This is a genomic window from Clostridium sp. AM42-4 (assembly GCF_003480105.1).
In the GTDB taxonomy this organism is placed as follows: Bacteria; Bacillota; Clostridia; order Lachnospirales; family Lachnospiraceae; genus Brotaphodocola.
Map to the genome: position 1 here is coordinate 32,539 of NZ_QUIK01000017.1, position 17,411 is coordinate 49,949.

At 51.1% G+C, this 17,411-nt stretch carries 15 protein-coding genes; all 15 read right to left on the minus strand.

All coding sequences use genetic code 11. From position 1 onward, the window contains the following. Positions 1-76: 76 nt before the first annotated feature. The gene (locus DW922_RS13130; RefSeq protein ID WP_118720640.1) at positions 77-496 is read right to left on the minus strand and encodes a twitching motility protein PilT; all 420 of its coding nucleotides are present in this window, start codon (positions 494-496) and stop codon (positions 77-79) included. Between the two features lie 90 nt (positions 497-586). Beyond that, positions 587-1,555 (minus strand): D-alanyl-D-alanine carboxypeptidase, encoded by a 969-nt coding sequence (locus tag DW922_RS13135; protein ID WP_347560317.1) that lies wholly within the window; start codon positions 1,553-1,555, stop codon positions 587-589. 2 nt (positions 1,556-1,557) lie between these two features. Next, on the minus strand, positions 1,558-1,953 hold the full coding sequence (mgsA, locus tag DW922_RS13140) for a methylglyoxal synthase (RefSeq protein WP_118726814.1): 396 nt from the start codon (positions 1,951-1,953) through the stop codon (positions 1,558-1,560). Between the two features lie 17 nt (positions 1,954-1,970). Further along, positions 1,971-3,089, minus strand: coding sequence for an FtsW/RodA/SpoVE family cell cycle protein (locus DW922_RS13145; protein WP_118726815.1), 1,119 nt, complete (start codon positions 3,087-3,089; stop codon positions 1,971-1,973). Positions 3,090-3,102: 13 nt separating this feature from the next. Beyond that, a complete protein-coding gene (locus DW922_RS13150; protein WP_118726816.1) occupies positions 3,103-3,423 on the minus strand; it encodes a cell division topological specificity factor MinE in 321 nt (106 codons plus the stop codon). Positions 3,424-3,434: 11 nt separating this feature from the next. Further along, complete coding sequence (gene minD, locus DW922_RS13155) at positions 3,435-4,226, minus strand: septum site-determining protein MinD (RefSeq protein WP_118720634.1); 792 nt, start codon at positions 4,224-4,226, stop codon at positions 3,435-3,437. Between the two features lie 64 nt (positions 4,227-4,290). Beyond that, complete coding sequence (locus DW922_RS13160) at positions 4,291-4,956, minus strand: septum site-determining protein MinC (RefSeq protein ID WP_118720676.1); 666 nt, start codon at positions 4,954-4,956, stop codon at positions 4,291-4,293. 24 nt (positions 4,957-4,980) lie between these two features. Continuing rightward, positions 4,981-7,863 carry a penicillin-binding transpeptidase domain-containing protein gene (locus tag DW922_RS13165; protein ID WP_243032232.1) on the minus strand — a complete coding sequence of 961 codons (2,883 nt, stop codon included), beginning with the start codon at positions 7,861-7,863 and terminating at the stop codon, positions 4,981-4,983. A 37-nt stretch (positions 7,864-7,900) separates the two neighbouring features. Continuing rightward, a complete protein-coding gene (mreD, locus tag DW922_RS13170; RefSeq protein ID WP_118720632.1) occupies positions 7,901-8,416 on the minus strand; it encodes a rod shape-determining protein MreD in 516 nt (171 codons plus the stop codon). Further along, positions 8,413-9,288 carry a rod shape-determining protein MreC gene (mreC, locus tag DW922_RS13175; protein WP_118726817.1) on the minus strand — a complete coding sequence of 292 codons (876 nt, stop codon included), beginning with the start codon at positions 9,286-9,288 and terminating at the stop codon, positions 8,413-8,415. Before mreC ends, mreD begins: the two co-directional genes overlap by 4 nt. Before the next feature lie 3 nt (positions 9,289-9,291). Next, positions 9,292-9,984, minus strand: a complete 693-nt coding sequence (radC, locus tag DW922_RS13180) for a DNA repair protein RadC (protein WP_118726818.1) — start codon at positions 9,982-9,984, stop codon at positions 9,292-9,294. A 155-nt stretch (positions 9,985-10,139) separates the two neighbouring features. Then, complete coding sequence (locus DW922_RS13185) at positions 10,140-11,420, minus strand: methionine gamma-lyase family protein (RefSeq protein ID WP_118544202.1); 1,281 nt, start codon at positions 11,418-11,420, stop codon at positions 10,140-10,142. Next, complete coding sequence (gene miaA / locus DW922_RS13190) at positions 11,407-12,363, minus strand: tRNA (adenosine(37)-N6)-dimethylallyltransferase MiaA (RefSeq protein WP_118726819.1); 957 nt, start codon at positions 12,361-12,363, stop codon at positions 11,407-11,409. Before miaA ends, DW922_RS13185 begins: the two co-directional genes overlap by 14 nt. A gap of 14 nt (positions 12,364-12,377) precedes the next feature. After that, the gene (gene mutL, locus DW922_RS13195; protein ID WP_118726820.1) at positions 12,378-14,762 is read right to left on the minus strand and encodes a DNA mismatch repair endonuclease MutL; all 2,385 of its coding nucleotides are present in this window, start codon (positions 14,760-14,762) and stop codon (positions 12,378-12,380) included. 3 nt (positions 14,763-14,765) lie between these two features. Beyond that, positions 14,766-17,411, minus strand: a complete 2,646-nt coding sequence (gene mutS / locus DW922_RS13200; RefSeq protein ID WP_118726821.1) for a DNA mismatch repair protein MutS — start codon at positions 17,409-17,411, stop codon at positions 14,766-14,768.

Consider the following 17,411-nt stretch of genomic DNA (forward strand, 5'->3'; position numbering starts at 1 on the left):
AGTGTTTGTTATCATGTCACACAAACAGCCGGGGAGAACCTGCCGCCCCGGCTGTAAAGATGTTTTTGATTATGTATTACAGGGAAACCACTACGTCCTTCTGTGCATTCTCCGGCATTTCTGCTGCATCCATGGAAATGCTTAATACAAAGTTCACATTGTATTTTTCGCTAATGCCCTCTAATGTGGTGATTGTTTCGCTGATGTCTTCTCCCTCTAAACCTGCAAGCTTCAAAAAGCTGTCTAAAAACATTGTCTCAATGTCGTGATCCTGGGAAATGATACCGCAGATAAAGCCGATGAAGCCCTGGCTGCTTGCAACCGGGTATTCGTTTACGTTGATGAGACGGATCCGGTTATTGAGCTCATACATGTGTTTGGAACTCTTGTCGAGATAGACGATGGAACCGGTAGCTGCCTTAATACCGTTGTTTGCCATATCCAACAGATGTTTTGTTTTTCCTTTGCCTTTTCTGCCTGCAATGATCTGAACCATAGTCGTGTCCTCCTTGGGTTTATTGAATCTGTATAAAAATTCTTTTATTATTAAAGTAATTATAGTACAAATATATGGAATGTGCAATCACTAATTGACAATTTTACCAATAATATTTGTCATATTCTCGTAGAGGACATCCCGGCTTTGCGCTTTCAGTACTACGGATACATATTCGTTGCTGTTTTCATCCTCACACCCCAGGATCAGGCAGGATCCTGCCGCCCTGGTAGTGCCGGTCTTTCCGCCCAGAACCGTAATCCCGTCCGGGGCCTTGCTCTTGCCGTTTAAATACTGGTTGCTGTTTTTCCATTCCTGGGTTTTTGTCTGGCCAGCTGCATCGGTATACTCTGCCTGATAGGATACCGTTCCAACGATTTTCCGGAACTCCTCGTATTTCATGGCCTCCTGAAAGATCAGGTAAAGATCGTAGGCTGTCGTATAATGGTTTTCATCACTCAGGCCATGCGGATTTACAAAATGCGTGTCAGTTGCCCCGAGGGCATGCGCAGTCTCATTCATTTTTTCCGCAAAGGCCTCCGTGCTTCCTGCCATGTGGACTGCAATGGCTGCTCCCGCATCGTTTCCAGAGGGAAGCATAAGGCCATATAAAAGCTGCTCCATCGTGAGGGTGTCACCGGGATTTATATGGGCCAGAGAAGCACCCGTCTCCGTGATGACTGCCTCCGGTCCTACCGTGACTGTGTCGTTTAAATCGCCATCCCTGATCGCAATGAGGGCTGTCATGATCTTAGTGATACTGGCCGGATAGAGACGTTCAAACGGGTTTTTCTGGAAGACCACGTCTTTTGTATCCACACCAAAAACAGCCGCTGCTTCCGCCGTAACAGAAGCATCCGCCTCGTTTTCGGTTCCCGTTACCACACACAGGTTCTTTGCGAAAGAATCTGCCTGTGCGTGCTCTGAAAGATCTGCTGTCATGCTTTCCAGACGGGAGCCATCGTATGTGATCTGTGTCTGTCCGCCGCAGCCCGTAAGGATCAGGCCGGTAAGCAGACAGACTGCTGCTAAGCTTTTTATCCTTCTCAAACCATGCACCTCTAGCGATATACCTCGCGCCACTCCAGGTCGCCACGGTCTAATGCCTTGATCAGAAGCTCTGCCGTTGCCAGATTGGTCGCGAACGGAATATTATAGATATCACAGAGGCGGACTACATCGTTTACATCCGGCTCATGCTTTTTCGGATGCAGGGGATCACGCAGATAGATCACCATATCCATATCATTGTGTTCGATCTGGGATGCCAGCTGCTGCTGTCCCCCAAGATGGCCAGCCAGGTATTTGTGTACATTTAAGTTCGTCACCTCTTCAATGAGGCGTCCGGTAGTGCCGGTTGCATACAGCTCATGTTTATTCAAAATCCCTCTGTATGCAATGCAGAAATTCTGCATCAGCTTCTTTTTGGAATCATGTGCGATTAAACCGATGTTCATAACAGAACCCTCCTTTATTAGTTACTTACTTTTCTCTGAAGTCCTACATTCATCACTACGCCGACTCCCAGATAAACACTCAGCAGCGAGCTTACGCCGTAGCTGATGAAGGGAAGCGGCAGGCCTGTATTCGGCAGGATTCCTGTAGCAACAGCTATATTAGCAAAACTCTGGAATGCCAGAAGGGATGCCAGCCCCACACAGAGCAGGCTTCCCATCAGATCCTTTGCCCGCGCTGCCATGATCAGACACTCATAGACAGTCAGAGCGATCAGAAAGATCACGGCCATGCAGCCAATAAAGCCAAGCTCCTCCCCGATAACAGCGAAGATAAAATCTGTCTGCTCCTCGGACAGGAAATTTCCGTTCTTCACGGATGCCAGAGTATTGTTATTGAGTCCTTTTCCCTGCAGCATGCCAGAGCCGATCGCCATAATGGAGTTATTCTGCTGGAGGTTGGCTTCTGCATAGTTCGCAGGATCGATGAATGCCATGATACGGCGCACCTGATAATCCTGCAGAAACGGTACCATGTTATACTGGAGCAGATAAATAAACAATGCCCCGCACGGAACCACAACTGCAAGCGCCCCTAGGATCCAGCGGTAGCTTAACCCGGCTGCAAACAGCATACAGAGAAAGATTACCATGGTGACCAGACTGGTGGACAGGTTCGGCTGTAAAAAGATAAGGCCAAAGGCTGCCAGAAATAAAAGTCCTGCAAAAAACAGGATTCTAAACTGGTTCACCCGCTCCTGGTACTTGGATAAATACCAGGCAAAAAATACAATGAGGCCGATCTTTACAAACTCGGATGGCTGGATCTGTCCGATCACCGGAAGCACCAGCCAGCGCCGTGCCACACCTCTGCTTACGCCAAATACCAGCACAGCCAGAAGGAAGGCCAGGCTGGCACCATAGATAAGCGGTGCAAAGGAAACCACTTTGTGGTAATCTACAAGAGACAGGATAATAACTGCTGTCAGTCCGGCCAGGATTCCCACGATCTGCTTTACGACCATGGAGATATCCTGGTTTGAGGCGCTCCGTATGATCAGGACGCCGGTAATATTTAATAGCAACACATAAAGGAATAAACGGTAATTGTAATTTCTGAAGTTATAATCTAGAAGCATTCTTCATTCCTCATCATGAAACGGTTTTACTGCTACTGTTCACACATTGTGTAAACAGTAACGCTTTATTCTTTGCGGTAATAGCATTCCGGATTGGAAATGCCGCTGTGATCCAGGCTGTCTGCAGGCTTTCCGCATCCGGCCGGACCAGCTTTACTTCCACAGATCCTGCATCGATCTGGACATATCTGGATAAGATACTGGCCAGGTCATCGCGGATCATTCCGATGGTCCCAGGGCTTATGCCAGACTGGTCCGAAACAAGAAGCAGCTTTAACCTGCTCCTTGCGATCTTCCCGGAATTGCTCCTTGTGGATCTTCCCGGTATTCTCATCCGATCACCTCCTATGCCCTCTTTAAAAAGCCGGAAATACGGACCAGAATTCCCTTGTGCGGGTCCAGATCCATAAACGGAACAGATTCCCCGGAAATCCTCCTGCAGATATTCAAGTATGCTTCTCCCGCCAGAGAGCTGGTGTCCACCAGCGGTTCTCCCTGGTTTGCGGATACAACAATATCTTCATCGTCCGGGACTACACCAATCACGGGAACAGCCAGGATATCTGCCACATCGTCCACGGACATCATGTCACCCCGGCGTACCATATCCATGCGGATACGGTTCACGATCAGATGAATGTCCTCCATGCGGGCCGCCTCTAACAGACCAATGATGCGGTCGGCATCCCGGATGGCAGATACCTCCGGTGTGGTGACCACAAGTGCCCGGTCAGCACCCGCAATGGCGTTCTGGAATCCCTGCTCAATCCCCGCAGGACAGTCTAGCAGGATATAGTCAAACTCTCCTCGCAGCTCATCCACCAGCTTTACCATCTGGCCGGGATTCACAGAGGACTTGTCCCGGGTCTGGGCTGATGGGAGCAGGTAAAGGTTTGGGTATCTTTTGTCTCTTATCAGGGCCTGCTTCATACGGCAATTGCCTTCCACCACGTCAACCAGATTATAAATGATCCGGTTTTCCAGTCCCATCACAACATCTAAGTTCCGCAGGCCGATGTCTGTATCGATCAGCACAACGCTGTAGCCTAACAGTGCCAGACCTGTTCCGATGTTTGCGGTGGTAGTGGTTTTGCCGACCCCGCCTTTTCCAGAAGTAATTACCATGACCTCGCTCATAGAAACGCCTCCTGAAAAATTTTACAAATTCTATTTTAACCTATATTCTTAAATATTTCCAGTATTAATTGAAATTTAACATATTTAAGAAGGATTTTTTTATTACTTTCGTACAAATACTACAATTTTCTACAGTAGCAAGCATGGGACCCTTGCCAAGCTTCCGCCCTTTATCCCCATAATGGCAGGAAACATCCGCAATACGGATCTGAAGCGGGGCCATTTCCATGGCAGCTACCACTGCTTCCTGGTTTCCGGCTGCCCCGGCATGCACCGACCCGCGCAGCTCCCCAAGCACAATGATATTGCCCTTTGCCGTTACCCGGGCCCCATGGCGCACATCCCCGATGATGACGATGCTGGCTTCCGACTCTATGGACTCCCCGCGGTGCAGATCCCCACGGTAAAACTGGCCGGTCCGTTCGGAAAGCTCCATCAGCTTCTGGTTGAGTGCCTTCTCGCACCGCTCCACGCGGTCTAAATCCTGGTCCAGAAGGCAGAGCACTTCGATCCCGGAATTTTCCGTAATGGTATTGACGATCTGCATTTCCTGTGCCGCTGTCAGTTCACGGCCCTGCAGAAGCAGGGCCATCTGGGCATTTCCCCAGAACCTGGCTGAATCCTTAAATTTTGCAGCAAGCTCCCCGATCAGGTCTTCAAAGCTGCACTCCGGATCCAGGATCACCGTCATGCCAGCCTTGCTGCTTTTGATCACAATCCTGTTTTTCATAGCTTTCATCCGCTCCCTTTTTTATCAGTCTCCGACCCGTACATTGGAAACTTCCAGTGCTCCATTGCCGAGAATGGAATCCAGATCGGTATATCCGTAGTAAAAGCGGTAAATATTTTTTGCAACTGCTGCTGCGTTGGAGGAAGAATATCCGTACGGGATATTGACGGTCACGCAGATCTCCGGGTTGGTATACGGTCCGTAGGAAATAAAGAATGCATGGTTACCACGGCTTTTTGACTCCTGTGCGGTACCGGTTTTTCCGGCGATCTCTACCTCAAGATCCCTGAAAATAGCCTTTACCGAACCATCGGTGACCACGGCACGCATGCCCTGGTGCACTGCATCCCAGGTAGAATCTGCAATGTCTACATGTCCGGTTACCTTCGGCGTATAATCCTCGATCAGATTTCCTTCCGAATCCGTCATCTTATCCAGAAGACTTAAATCGAACACGGTTCCGCTGTTTGCGATCGCCGCAACGTAGCGGGAAAGCTGCACATTGGAGTAGGAATTGGTTCCCTGTCCCATGGCAGAACGCTCCGGGTCCTCTGTGGTAAGCTCTGGTGTTGTCTCCGGGATCTCAATCCCAGATGGGCGATTCAGGCCAAACATACTTGCGTAGCGGCGGATCGTTTCGACTCCCATGTCGGTAGAATAAACCAGCGTGTCACGGTTCGTGGACAGGCGGTGCGCTACCTCTGCAAAGAAATAGTTACAGGAGTTCTGGATTCCTCCCACTACATTTAATGGTCCGTGGTGTCCCGGATAGATCCAGCATTTGATGGACGGGTCTACCTCCTTGTACTCACCGGTACAGTCGATCGTCTCATAAAGACCGATCACCTTCTCCTCCAGGCCGGCAATCGCCGTGATCGGCTTAAAGGTGGAGCCCGGTGCTTTTTTCGCCTGTGTGGCATTGTTGTAAAGCGGCAGGGAAAGATCCTCCTGAAGCTGTCTCATGTATGCCGGATCCGCGCTGCCCGACAGGCGGTTGTTATCATAGCTCGGGTACGTAACCAGCGCCCGCACCTCGCCCGTATTGACGTCCGTGATCACGGCACCTCCCGTGCAGGGATCGAGGGCCAGCTGGGCTGGTGTCAGCTCAATATTCTGGATCTTGCGGCGGATAAACTGGAATGCATATTCCTCACCATTTGCCGTCAGAAGCTGGACCTCGTTAGCATCGTAGGGAAGGACTCCCTGTGCATAGAGAGCAAGGCAAAGCTGGCGGCCGGTGATCACCTGGTCGTTGATCAGGTAACGGTAAATACGCTTGGTAAATTTCGCATCGTCCTTTAGCTGGTCTAAGACATAATCCACCAGAACCTGGTAAATATCATCTGCGCTGGAGTATTTGCTGGTCACATCCAGCTTTGTCGTGTCAATCCAGTTTTCGGAGATTCCGGCGTAAATATAATCGCGCAGGCTGATCTCATCGTTTTTCCAGGCCTGGTAGCTCTCACCGTTCTGGTCGATTCGGTCCTTCTGTACAATGCCAACAGTCGCATCGGACAACCAGTTGTAAATATAAGCCATGTACGCCATCATATCCTGCGGCAGGTCCTTCATGACCGTGGCATGGTCACTCATCAGCTCATAACGCAGGCGCTCTAAGATCTGCTCCCTGGAGGAGGTGTAGACAGACTGGATCTGGCGTTCAATATCCGTGGCATCCTCCGATGCCATATGGCTTAAGGAAAGTACATTGTTGTTGACCAGCTGGTAATAGGCATCCTTTACCGGAATGCTGATCTTAGAAGAATCCGTGATCGTGGAGGTATCTACGTCCTGGTTTACCAGCGCCTTGGCTACGATACCTGCCAGCTGCTGCTCGATCAGATGGTAAATACCGATCTGCAGGTCCCGGTCAATGGTTAAGTAAATGTCGTTTCCGGTGGATGCCTGTGTTTCCGATACCACCTGCATGACATTTCCCACATTGTTCACCACCAGATTCTTATACCCCTTGTGACCCTGAAGCTCCAGCTCCATGGATGCCTCAATACCGGTACGCCCGACAATGTCACTGAGCTCATACTCCGGATTTGTCTTTTTTAATTCCTCGAGCTGGTCCTCCTGCACTTTTCCGGTATAACCGATGATCGGTGCAAAATACTCGGCATCGTTATAGCGCCGGATGGTAGTCTCTGCCACCTCCACGCCCTTTAGCTCTGCCGTATGCTCCATCAGGTCTGCCACAGTCTCATCGTCCACGCGGTCGCAGATGGTTGTTGCCTCATATTTTTTATATGCGACAAGAGACATCGTATACCGGATATTAACAAGCTGTACCAGCTCTGCATCGGAAAGGATCAGTGGATTGCCCTTTTCATCCTTCATTTTGTCCAGACCATAGGAGGATTTTTTCTTTTCAATCAGCTCCCTGGCTGTGACGGCTGTCGGGTATTTTCCCTTTTCATCGTCCAGCTCATCCACAGACTTGCGTCCGTAAAAGTCGCGCAGGAAACGTTTTCTCGCTGCCTCCGAGGACGAGGTGTATATCATCTCGCCGTCGTCGTTTAGCGCGATCTCCAGCTTTCCCTGTGCCTCATACCCGTGCTTATTTAAAATACGGACCAGCCGCAGCAGCATGTCGTTCATGCCGGCACTTCTCGGGTAATCGCCGGTATCCTGCACAGTCACTGCGTAAGCCAGCTCATTGTAAGCCAGAAGATTTCCGTTTCTGTCATAAATATTGCCGCGGGTACCCGGTGTTGTCACCGTCTTCTCGATCATCTGAACATAATCCTCAAGATAAGCTTCCCCGTTTACGATCTGAAGTTCAAACAGTTTCGCAGCAAGTACAAGAAACATTCCGGTAAACACCAGCGCCAGTGCAAAGATGCGGGAGCTTAAGACCCGCTTAAAAAAGTCGTATATTTTATGGAAGTAATCGTTCAGCACGCGTTTTGTCACTCCTATTACGTCATGGTATTACGTTTTAGCGTTCCCGGTCCCGCCGGTTATCCAGCTCATCCAGCCTGCGGTTTGCCGACAGGAAGAAGCGATAGATCAAAAGTGTCGTCACCACGGTAAAGATCAGCTCCGGGATGATGATCTCCTTTGCATAATAAAGGAAGTCCAGACGGTTGCGGATCAGAAAGCGGAAAACGTAAATATACAGGTTATAGACCAGCTCATTGACCAGGCTCATCAACAGCGGCAGGTTGATGTAATCCTCATAATAATACTGGGTACAGATTCCATTGAAATAGCCGATATTGATAAACAGCAGGGTATAAAAGCCAAATGGCCCGCTATAAAAAAGATCCAGCAGGATACCAGCAAACAGGCCGTACAAAAGCCCCGCCCCTTTTCCATAAATAAAGCCAAAGGAAAAGGTCAGGATTAAAAGCAGGTTTGGCGTTGCGGTAAGAAACGGGATCAGCGGAAATACACAGTTCTGGACCGTAAAGGCCAGCATCATCAGTACGACATTCAGTAAGATCCTTTTCATGCGCCTGTCTGTGCCCCCTCTGTTTCTTCTGTACTCTCCTGCTGTGCTTCGTCCTTCAGGGAAGTTATGACCAGGACCTCCTGAAGGCTGTCAAACTGGGCTGCCGGGATCAGATACCCGGATTTCGTCAGCCGGGTCTCATCTGTGGTGATATCCGCAGCATAACCGATCAGGATTCCCGGAAGGAATTTGGAACTGATGTTCGAAGTCACGATCCGGTCTCCGTCTTTGAAATCTGCGTTCTGGGCAACATTGCTGATCCGCAGGCGTCCTTCCCCAAACAGGGTCAGGTCACCGGAGACGATGCAGGTATCGCCGGACTGCTGCGCCATGCCGCTGACACGGCTCACATCGTCTATGATGGAACGGACTGTGGCATAATGCGCTCCCACATCGGTAACAATGCCGACCAGACCGCCCCCGGCAATGACGTTGGCATCTACCTGCACGCCATCTGCGGAGCCCTTGTTGATCCGGAATACCTGGAACCAGTCACCGGAATCTTTTGCAATGACTCTGGCACCGATCTTCTCATACTGCATATAGTCCTGGTCCAGCTGGTACAGCTCACGCAGTCTCTGTAGTTCAAACTGCTCTGACTGCAGGCGGCTGTTCTCCTCCACCAGGGCATCGATGCGGTCCTGCAGGGCCTGCTTTTCTGCCATAGCGCTGTGCAGGGTACTGTAATTGCTAATTCCGTTATACAAAGAGGTTCCCACCCGGTTTACCCCGGACTGGATCGGGCTTAACACATACCCGACTCCGCTTCTGAGCGGGTTCAAGAACCCGTCCTTAAAGGAAGTAATGCCGATCAGCAGAATGCAGAAAACCGACAATCCGATCAGAATGTATTTGCTGCGTTTTGATTCCATCTGTTATAATCCCCGTTCTTTTATGCTGACATAAGTGCCGTCACCTATGATGATATGATCTAACACCGCGATCCCGATCACCTTTCCGGCTTCCTCCACCCGTCTGGTAAGCAGGATATCCTCCCTGCTTGGTTCCGGGTCGCCGCTCGGGTGATTGTGCACCAGGATCAGGCTGACTGCCTGAAACCGGAGTGCCTGGATAAAGATTTCCCTCGGTGTGGCAAGAGACGCATTCACCGTCCCTTTCGACAGTGCTACGTCTCCGATCATGTTCTGTTTGGTATTAAAAAGCATCATGTGGAACTCTTCCTGTTCCTTATGACGCAAATCTTCCTGATAGTATTCTGCCACCTGCGCCGGCTCGTTATAACGGACCGGGCTTTTCATGGCTTTGCGTTTCCAGATGCGTCTGGAAAGTTCTCCGATGCACTGCAGCTGGATGGCCTTTACCTGCCCGATGCCCTTGATGCCCATCAGCTCCGGAAGGGACAAATGCAAAAGTCCCAGAATTCCTTCTCCGGGACCTCCAAGCTCCAGGATCCGGGTTGCCAGCTCCAGTACGCTCTCCTGCGCACTACCGGTCCGGAGGATCACAGCAAGAAGCTGTGCATCGCTTAAATGCTCCGGGCCGGATTTTACGCAGCGTTCATATGGCCGCTCCTCACAGGGCAGTTCTTTCATCTTAGTGTGTATCATATTGTTCACCCTCCATTCTCTCTCCAAGTACGAAGCAGAAGGTGACACCACCGCATTTTAGTTTACCACAAATTAATTTTCGTGTATACAAAAAATGGAAAACTTTAGAAATGGTTAAGATTTTCGGCTATGAAAATCCAAGTATTCCTTCGGTATTACAGGGTTACGATCCCTGCCTCAACCAGTTTCTGCAGGGACATCAAAATACCAAGTTTTGCATGGTACCAGGTCAGTCCGCCCTGGAAATACACGGCATACGGCGGCTTGATCGGGCCATCTGCGCTCAGTTCGATCGAAGAGCCCTGGACGAAAGCGCCTGCTGCCATGATGACCGGCGCATCGTAGCCCGGCATATCCCACGGTTCCGGGGAGACGAAGCTGTCTACCGGTGCCGCCGCCTGAATGCCCTGGCAGAATGCGATCATGCCCTCTGCCGTGCCAAAGGTAACTGCCTGGATGATGTCGTGGCGGGATTCGGTACTGTTCGGAACGACTGCAAAGCCAAGCTTCTCATAAACATTTGCTGCAAAGATCGCACCCTTTAATGCGCCAGCAACGACTGTCGGGGATAAAAACAATCCCTGGAAGAAGGACTGGTTTAAGCCCAGGCTTGCGCCGACCTCTTTGCCAAGTCCCGGTGCGCTTAAACGGTAGGAAGCCTGCTCAATGCAGGATTTCTTTCCGACGATATAGCCGCCGATCGGTGCCAGGCCGCCGCCCGGGTTCTTGATCAGGGAGCCGACGATCATGTCCGCGCCTACATCCGTCGGCTCGATCCGCTCTACGAACTCACCGTAGCAGTTGTCTACCATGCAGATCACATCCGGCTTCACGCTCTTGCAGAATGCGATCAGCTCACCAATCTGGCTCACGGAAAAGGTCGGGCGTGTCGCATAGCCCTTGGAACGCTGGATCGTGATCAGTTTTGTTTTCTCATTGATGGCCTTGCGGATATTTTCATAATCGAAAGTTCCGTCCTCTAACAGGTCCACCTGACGGTATACCACACCATATTCCTTTAAAGAGCCGGCAGATTCGCGGATGCCGATCACTTCCTCTAAGGTATCATACGGTTTTCCAACCGGGGAAAGGAGCTCATCTCCCGGGCGCAGGTTGCTGGATAATGCCACGTGCAGCGCATGGGTACCGGAGATCAGCTGCGGACGTACCAGGGCATCCTCGCCGTGGAACGCTTTCGCGTATACCTCTTCCAGGGTATCACGGCCCAGATCGTTGTAACCGTACCCGGTCGTTGCAGCGAAATGGATATCGCTGACTCTGGACTCCTGCATCGCCTTTAACACCTTCATCTGGTTGTATTCTGCAGTCTGGTCAATACCTGCAAAGCGTTCCTTTAAACTTTTTTCAATCTCTTCTCCAAATTCCAGAACCTTCTGGCTGATGCCCAGTTCCTTGTACATTTCATTCAGTTCCATGTTCGTTTCTTCCTCCAAAGTAATCGTTGCAGATCCAGTTTAAGATTTTTTTCTGATCTGCCCCAAACTGTTCGATTTCAATAAAGCAGACTTCTTTTTCCCGCTTAAACCAAGTCAGCTGGCGTTTTGCAAAATGCCTGGTATCACGCTTGATGATGTAGACCGCCTCTTCCAGGCTGATCTTCCCATCCAGGTAATCCAGCATTTCTTTATAACCAAGCCCCTGCATGGCTACCATGTCCCGGGTGCAGCCCATGGCTTTTAAGCGGTTCACCTCATCCGGCAGTCCCTGCTCCATCATGATATCCACACGCTGGTCGATCCGCTCATAAAGCGTCTTGCGGTCACGGTTTAACACATAATAATACAGATCATACGGGGATTGCTTTTCGCGCTCCCTCTTGTTATGCTCGGAAATCTTTTCACCGGTAAGGCGGTAATACTCGATCGCGCGGATCACCCGCTTTGCATTGTTTGCATGGATCGCCTCTGCAGACTCCGGGTCAATTTCTGCTAACATCTGGTGCAGGAAAGCTTCGCCCTTTTCCTCTGCCAGCTGCTCCAGTTCTGCCCGGAGCCCGCTATGGTCTTCATTTTCCGTAAAATCAATATCGTAAGCCAGTGCCTGGATGTAAAACCCGGTACCGCCCGTCACGATCGGAACGTGTCCGCGGCTGTAGATTCCTTTCATGGCTTCCTTCGCCATCGACTGAAACCGGGTCACATTAAATTCTTCCCACGGCTCCAGCACATCGATCAGGTGATGCGGGACACCATCCATCTCTTTCTTTGTGATCTTGGCTGACCCAATATCCATGTGCCGGTACACCTGCATGGAATCTGCGCTGATGATCTCTCCGTTCAGCGCCTTTGCAAGCTCGATCGACAGCGCGGTTTTTCCCACCGCGGTCGGACCGGTAAGCACGATCAGTGGCTGTTTCATAGCTTCTCCCCTCATCATACAATTCGTTTAAACTTCTTCTCCAGCTCATATTTGCTCATGGAAATGATGGTTGGTCTTCCATGCGGGCAGGCATACGGGTTTTCCAGACCCAAAAGCTGGTCGATCAGTGCATCCGCTTCCGCGGCACTTAAGACATCATGGCCTTTTACCGCAGCCTTACAGGACATGGAAGCAACTTTTTCATAGATCAGGTCTGCCCCGCGTGCCTGCGTATCCTCGGAAAGCGTATCCAGCATTTCCATCAAAAGATCCCTCTTCGCGATGGAAAACAGGTTATCCGGCACTCCGCGCACCGCATATTCCTTTCCGCCAAACGGTTCGATCTCAAAACCGATATCGGTAAAGATCTGCATATTTTTCTCCAGCATCAGTGCCTCGCGGCTTCCCAGAGTTAAAATGATCGGCGGATGGATCTGCTGGCAGGTGTATTCCCTGGTTTTTAAGGAATTCATGGTTTTCTCATACAACACCTTCTCGTGCGCCGCATGCTGGTCGATGATGTAAAGCTGGTCATTGAACTCCACCAGCCAGTATGTGGCAAAAAGCTGGCCGATCAGCTTGTGGCGGCTGCGGGACTGCGGTTCTAACAGTTTTTCCTCGAAGAGGTCCATCTGCACGGCGGTTGCGGTCTTTTCCATGGCAGTCCCAGACGCATTCGGGACTGCTTCCGATTGCTCCGCGTTTCGCTGCACATTTGTTTCCTGCTGCGCTGCAGATGCTTCCTCAGTCAGGTCCGGCATATGCCTTGTTGCTTCTATATTCGTTGTTGCTTCTGTGTACTTTGCTTCTTCCGCTTTCCCTGCTTCTTCGATTTTTTCCAGTTCATCCGCAGGTGTTGTCCCCGGTGCCCGCATGAGAAGCTCCGTCAAAGCCTGGTTGACCTGGAAATGCTGTTCGGATGCCACTGCTGACTGGCTAAACACGGTTGTCGCTGGCTGCCCGGCTGTTGCTGCCCCCCTCTGGTCGGATGCTTTCGCTGCCTGTTGCCCGGATTCGTCCAGACATTTTCCAGCCCTGTCTATGGTCTGGCGCAATGTTCCTGTCCCGATGCTTTGTCCAGTTCTCGCCCCTGTCTGCTGTCCTTCCGTCTCCCGCTTAAGTGCTTCCACCCGCTGCTGCGTGGAAAGCAGTTCTTCCCGTTCTTTACGGATCTGGGAGGTATTCTTTAAGGCCGGACGCTCTCCCGGGCGGTTTTTTAACCGGTATTCCTCCGGCGTCTCCCGCAGCACAAAATTTCCGTCATTTCCCTGCGCAGCGGATTTTGTGTCAAAAAGTCCCGCCCGTTCCTGCATCATGCGCTTCTGCTCGAAAGGCTCCGGGATCGGGATCTTCTTTTCCAGAACCGGTTTTCGCTCCCGTTCTTCCTCCAACGCCACCTTTGGGATCAGCTCCTTGTGGCGCAGTGCCTCTGCCACGGTATCCCGTACCATACGGAATACCTGCTCGCCGTTCTGGAAACGCAGTTCCATCTTAGTCGGGTGGACATTGACATCCAGAAATTCCGGTTCGATTTTAAAATGCAGCATGGTGAACGGATATTTGTGCTGCATCATAAACGGCTTATAAGCCTCCTCGATGGCCTTATTGATGATATTGCTTTTGATGTATCTTCCATTAATATAGTAGTTTTCAAAATTCCGGTTGCTTCGGGCGATCGTCGGCTTCCCAATAAAGCCTTCTACGCTGAACGCTTCCCCAGCCACGGAAACCGGGAGCAGATTTGCCGTGATCTCCCGTCCATACACCGTGTAGATGATGTCCTTTAAATTATGGTTTCCGGATGTGTGCAGCTTATTCTGGTTGTTCTGAATAAACCGGATTGAAATCTCCGGATGAGACAGGGCGATTTTTTCGACCAGGTCCGCCACATGAGCACCCTCAGTCATCGGCGTTTTCAAAAATTTCCGGCGGACCGGTGTGTTGTAAAAGAGATTGCGCACGATAAACGTGGTTCCGTCCGGCGCTCCGATCTCTTCCATGCCGCGCTCCACACCGCCCTCGATCTGATAACGATTTCCGGTTAAGGAACGACCGGTCTTGGTGATCAGCTCCACCTGCCCGACCGCCGCGATACTGGAAAGCGCCTCCCCGCGAAAGCCCAGGGAAGACACCGTAAACAGATCCTCCACGGACTGGATCTTGCTGGTGGAATGGCGCAGAAAAGCAAGCGGGATCTCGTCCTTTTCGATTCCGCAGCCATTGTCCGTCACCCGGATAAACGAGATTCCGCCCTCGCGGATCTCTACAGTGACCGCAGTTGCCTTTGCGTCGATGGCATTCTCCAAAAGTTCCTTCACCACCGATGCCGGCCGCTCGATCACCTCACCGGCCGCGATCTTGTTGATCGTATTCTGATCCAGTACATGAATGTTTGGCATGTTTTATTTTTCCTCCCCGCTCCAGCGGTTCTTTAACTTTGTCTGCATCCGGTACAGGGTATTTAAGGCGTCGATTGGCGTCATATTTCCCAGCTCCAGATTCTTTAATTCTTCGATGATATCATCCTCGCGGACCGTATCAAATAAGGTCAGCTGGCTCATTTCCACATCGTCCGGCTTCGGGACCGGCTTGTGACCTGCCGGTGCGCTTCCCTCCGCGATCTCGCGGGTTCTGGCTGCCAGGTCAGAATCCACCAGCTGCTCCACCAGCTCTTTTGCACGGTTGATGACGGAATCCGGCACTCCGGCCAGCTTTGCCACCTGAATGCCGTAACTCTTGTCGGCTCCGCCCTTTACGATCTTTCTAAGGAACACGATGTCATCGCCCTGCTCTTTTACGGCGATGCAGTAATTCGTGACACCGCTCATCAGGCCCTCCAGCTCTGTCAGCTCATGGTAATGGGTCGCAAACAGAGTCTTCGCACCAAGCAGACGGGTATTGCTGATGTGTTCTACCACCGCCCAGGCGATGCTCAGTCCGTCAAAGGTACTGGTACCGCGGCCAATCTCATCTAAGATCAGCAGGCTGTTTCGGGTGGCATTTCTGAGGATGTTGGCAACCTCCGTCATCTCCACCATGAAGGTACTCTGACCGCTTGCGAGGTCATCGGATGCGCCCACACGGGTAAAGATCCGGTCGCAGATACCGATGTTTGCCTGGTCTGCCGGGACAAAACTTCCAATCTGTGCCATCAAAACAATCAGCGCGGTCTGGCGCATATAGGTGGACTTTCCGGCCATGTTCGGTCCGGTAATAATGGAAATGCGATTTTTGGAATTATCCAGCGTCGTATCGTTTGAGACAAACATGTCGTCCCGCATCATCTTCTCGACAACCGGATGACGGCCGCCCTTGATCTGGATGCTTCCCTTCTCATTGATCTGCGGCTTCACATAGTTGTTTCTGGTCGCTACCGTAGACAGAGATACAAATACATCCACCGCTGCAATCGCGCGGGCGGTTTTCTGGATGCGCACCACCTCAGCCGCGATCGCATCGCGCACTTCACAGAATAAGTCGTATTCCAGTGAGAAAAGCTTGTCCTCTGCCCCCATGATCACATCTTCTAGGTTTTTCAGTTCGTCAGTCGTGTAGCGTTCGGCGTTTGTCAGCGTCTGTTTGCGGATGAAATATTCCGGCACCAGATCCTTAAAGGAATTGGTTACCTCAAAATAATAGCCAAACACCTTGTTGTATTTGACTTTTAAATTCTTGATCCCGGTGCTGTCGCGCTCTCTCGCCTCCAGCTCTGCCAGCCAGGTCTTGCCCTCGGTCTTGGCATGGCGCAGACGGTCTGCCTCTTCGTTGTAGCCGTCTTTGATCATGCCGCCCTCACGCACGGTGATCGGCGGTTCTTCCACGATTGCCCGGCTGATCAGGTCATTTAAGTCCTCCAGCGGATCCAGTTCCTTCGTCAGTTCTTTTAACGCGTCCGAGGTAAACTCGCCAAGCAGCTGCTTGATGTGCGGCACCATGGCAATGGAATTGCGGAATGCCAGAAGATCTCTCGGGTTTGCGGTCTTGTAGCTGATGCGGCCGATCAGGCGCTCCAGGTCATAGACGGGGTTTAAATACTCCCCGAGTTCTTCCCGGCTGATATAGTTTAAATTCAGTTCTTCAATGGCGTTCTGGCGCTTTAAGATTTCTTCTTTGCGAATCAGCGGCTGCTCGATCCAGGCACGCAAGAGTCTGGCACCCATGGCCGTTCTGGTCTTGTCAAGCACCCACAGAAGACTTCCGCGCTTCTGCTTCTCGCGCATGGTTTCCAAAAGCTCCAAATTTCTTCTGGTAGAAGAATCCAGCACCATATAGTTTCCGGTCGCATAAGGCACAATGGTCGTCAGATGATCCAGTGTGCTCTTCTGGGTCTCGTAAAGATACTGCAGCACGGCACCTGCCGCGATCACGCCGCAGTCATAATCTCCCAGTCCTAAGCCCTCCAGGCTTCCTACCTTGAAATGCTCCCGAAGAAGCTTTCTGCAGCTCTCATCCTGGAAGAAATGGGAATCCAGCGTAGAAACGGTAAAGTGATACCGGTCCTTTAAATCCTCCAGGCTGATCCCGGACATGGAAAAGGCATCGTTGCAGATGACCTCCGCCGGGGAAAATTTATTGATCTCATCGAACAGGGCACGGTCGGTGGAAACCTCGGTTACCAGAAAGTCTCCGGTGGTATTGTCTACAACGGAAACACCCATTTTATCTGCCAGGTACACAATGCCCATCAGGTAATTGTTCTTTGTCTCATCCAAAGCCTGGGCGCTGGTAATCGTACCAGGTGTTACCACGCGGATGACCTCACGCTTTACCAGTCCCTTGGCAAGCTTCGGGTCCTCCATCTGCTCCGCGATCGCTACCTTATAACCTTTCTGCACCAGGCGGCTTAAATAGCTGTCTACAGCATGATAAGGAACGCCACACATCGGTGCGCGTTCCTCCAGTCCGCATTCCTTTCCGGTCAGGGTGATCTCTAATTCCTTGGATGCCGTCAGCGCATCATCGAAAAACATCTCATAAAAGTCACCCAGACGATAGAATAAAATACAGTCATGATATTGTTTTTTGGTCTCCATGTATTGGGCCATCAT

Excerpts from the sequence above, each read along its gene's own strand:
- DW922_RS13130 (WP_118720640.1), bottom strand. The coding sequence starts at position 496 with ATGGTTCAGATCATTGCAGGCAGAAAAGGCAAAGGAAAAACAAAACAT.
- mreC (WP_118726817.1), bottom strand. The coding sequence starts at position 9,288 with ATGGAATCAAAACGCAGCAAATACATTCTGATCGGATTGTCGGTTTTC.
- DW922_RS13145 (WP_118726815.1), bottom strand. The coding sequence starts at position 3,089 with ATGCTTCTAGATTATAACTTCAGAAATTACAATTACCGTTTATTCCTT.
- mreD (WP_118720632.1), bottom strand. The coding sequence starts at position 8,416 with ATGAAAAGGATCTTACTGAATGTCGTACTGATGATGCTGGCCTTTACG.
- mutS (WP_118726821.1), bottom strand. The coding sequence starts at position 17,411 with ATGATGGCCCAATACATGGAGACCAAAAAACAATATCATGACTGTATT.
- radC (WP_118726818.1), bottom strand. The coding sequence starts at position 9,984 with ATGATACACACTAAGATGAAAGAACTGCCCTGTGAGGAGCGGCCATAT.
- mutL (WP_118726820.1), bottom strand. The coding sequence starts at position 14,762 with ATGCCAAACATTCATGTACTGGATCAGAATACGATCAACAAGATCGCG.
- miaA (WP_118726819.1), bottom strand. The coding sequence starts at position 12,363 with ATGAAACAGCCACTGATCGTGCTTACCGGTCCGACCGCGGTGGGAAAA.
- mgsA (WP_118726814.1), bottom strand. The coding sequence starts at position 1,953 with ATGAACATCGGTTTAATCGCACATGATTCCAAAAAGAAGCTGATGCAG.
- minD (WP_118720634.1), bottom strand. The coding sequence starts at position 4,226 with ATGAGCGAGGTCATGGTAATTACTTCTGGAAAAGGCGGGGTCGGCAAA.
- DW922_RS13150 (WP_118726816.1), bottom strand. The coding sequence starts at position 3,423 with ATGAGAATACCGGGAAGATCCACAAGGAGCAATTCCGGGAAGATCGCA.
- DW922_RS13185 (WP_118544202.1), bottom strand. The coding sequence starts at position 11,420 with ATGGAACTGAATGAAATGTACAAGGAACTGGGCATCAGCCAGAAGGTT.
- DW922_RS13160 (WP_118720676.1), bottom strand. The coding sequence starts at position 4,956 with ATGAAAAACAGGATTGTGATCAAAAGCAGCAAGGCTGGCATGACGGTG.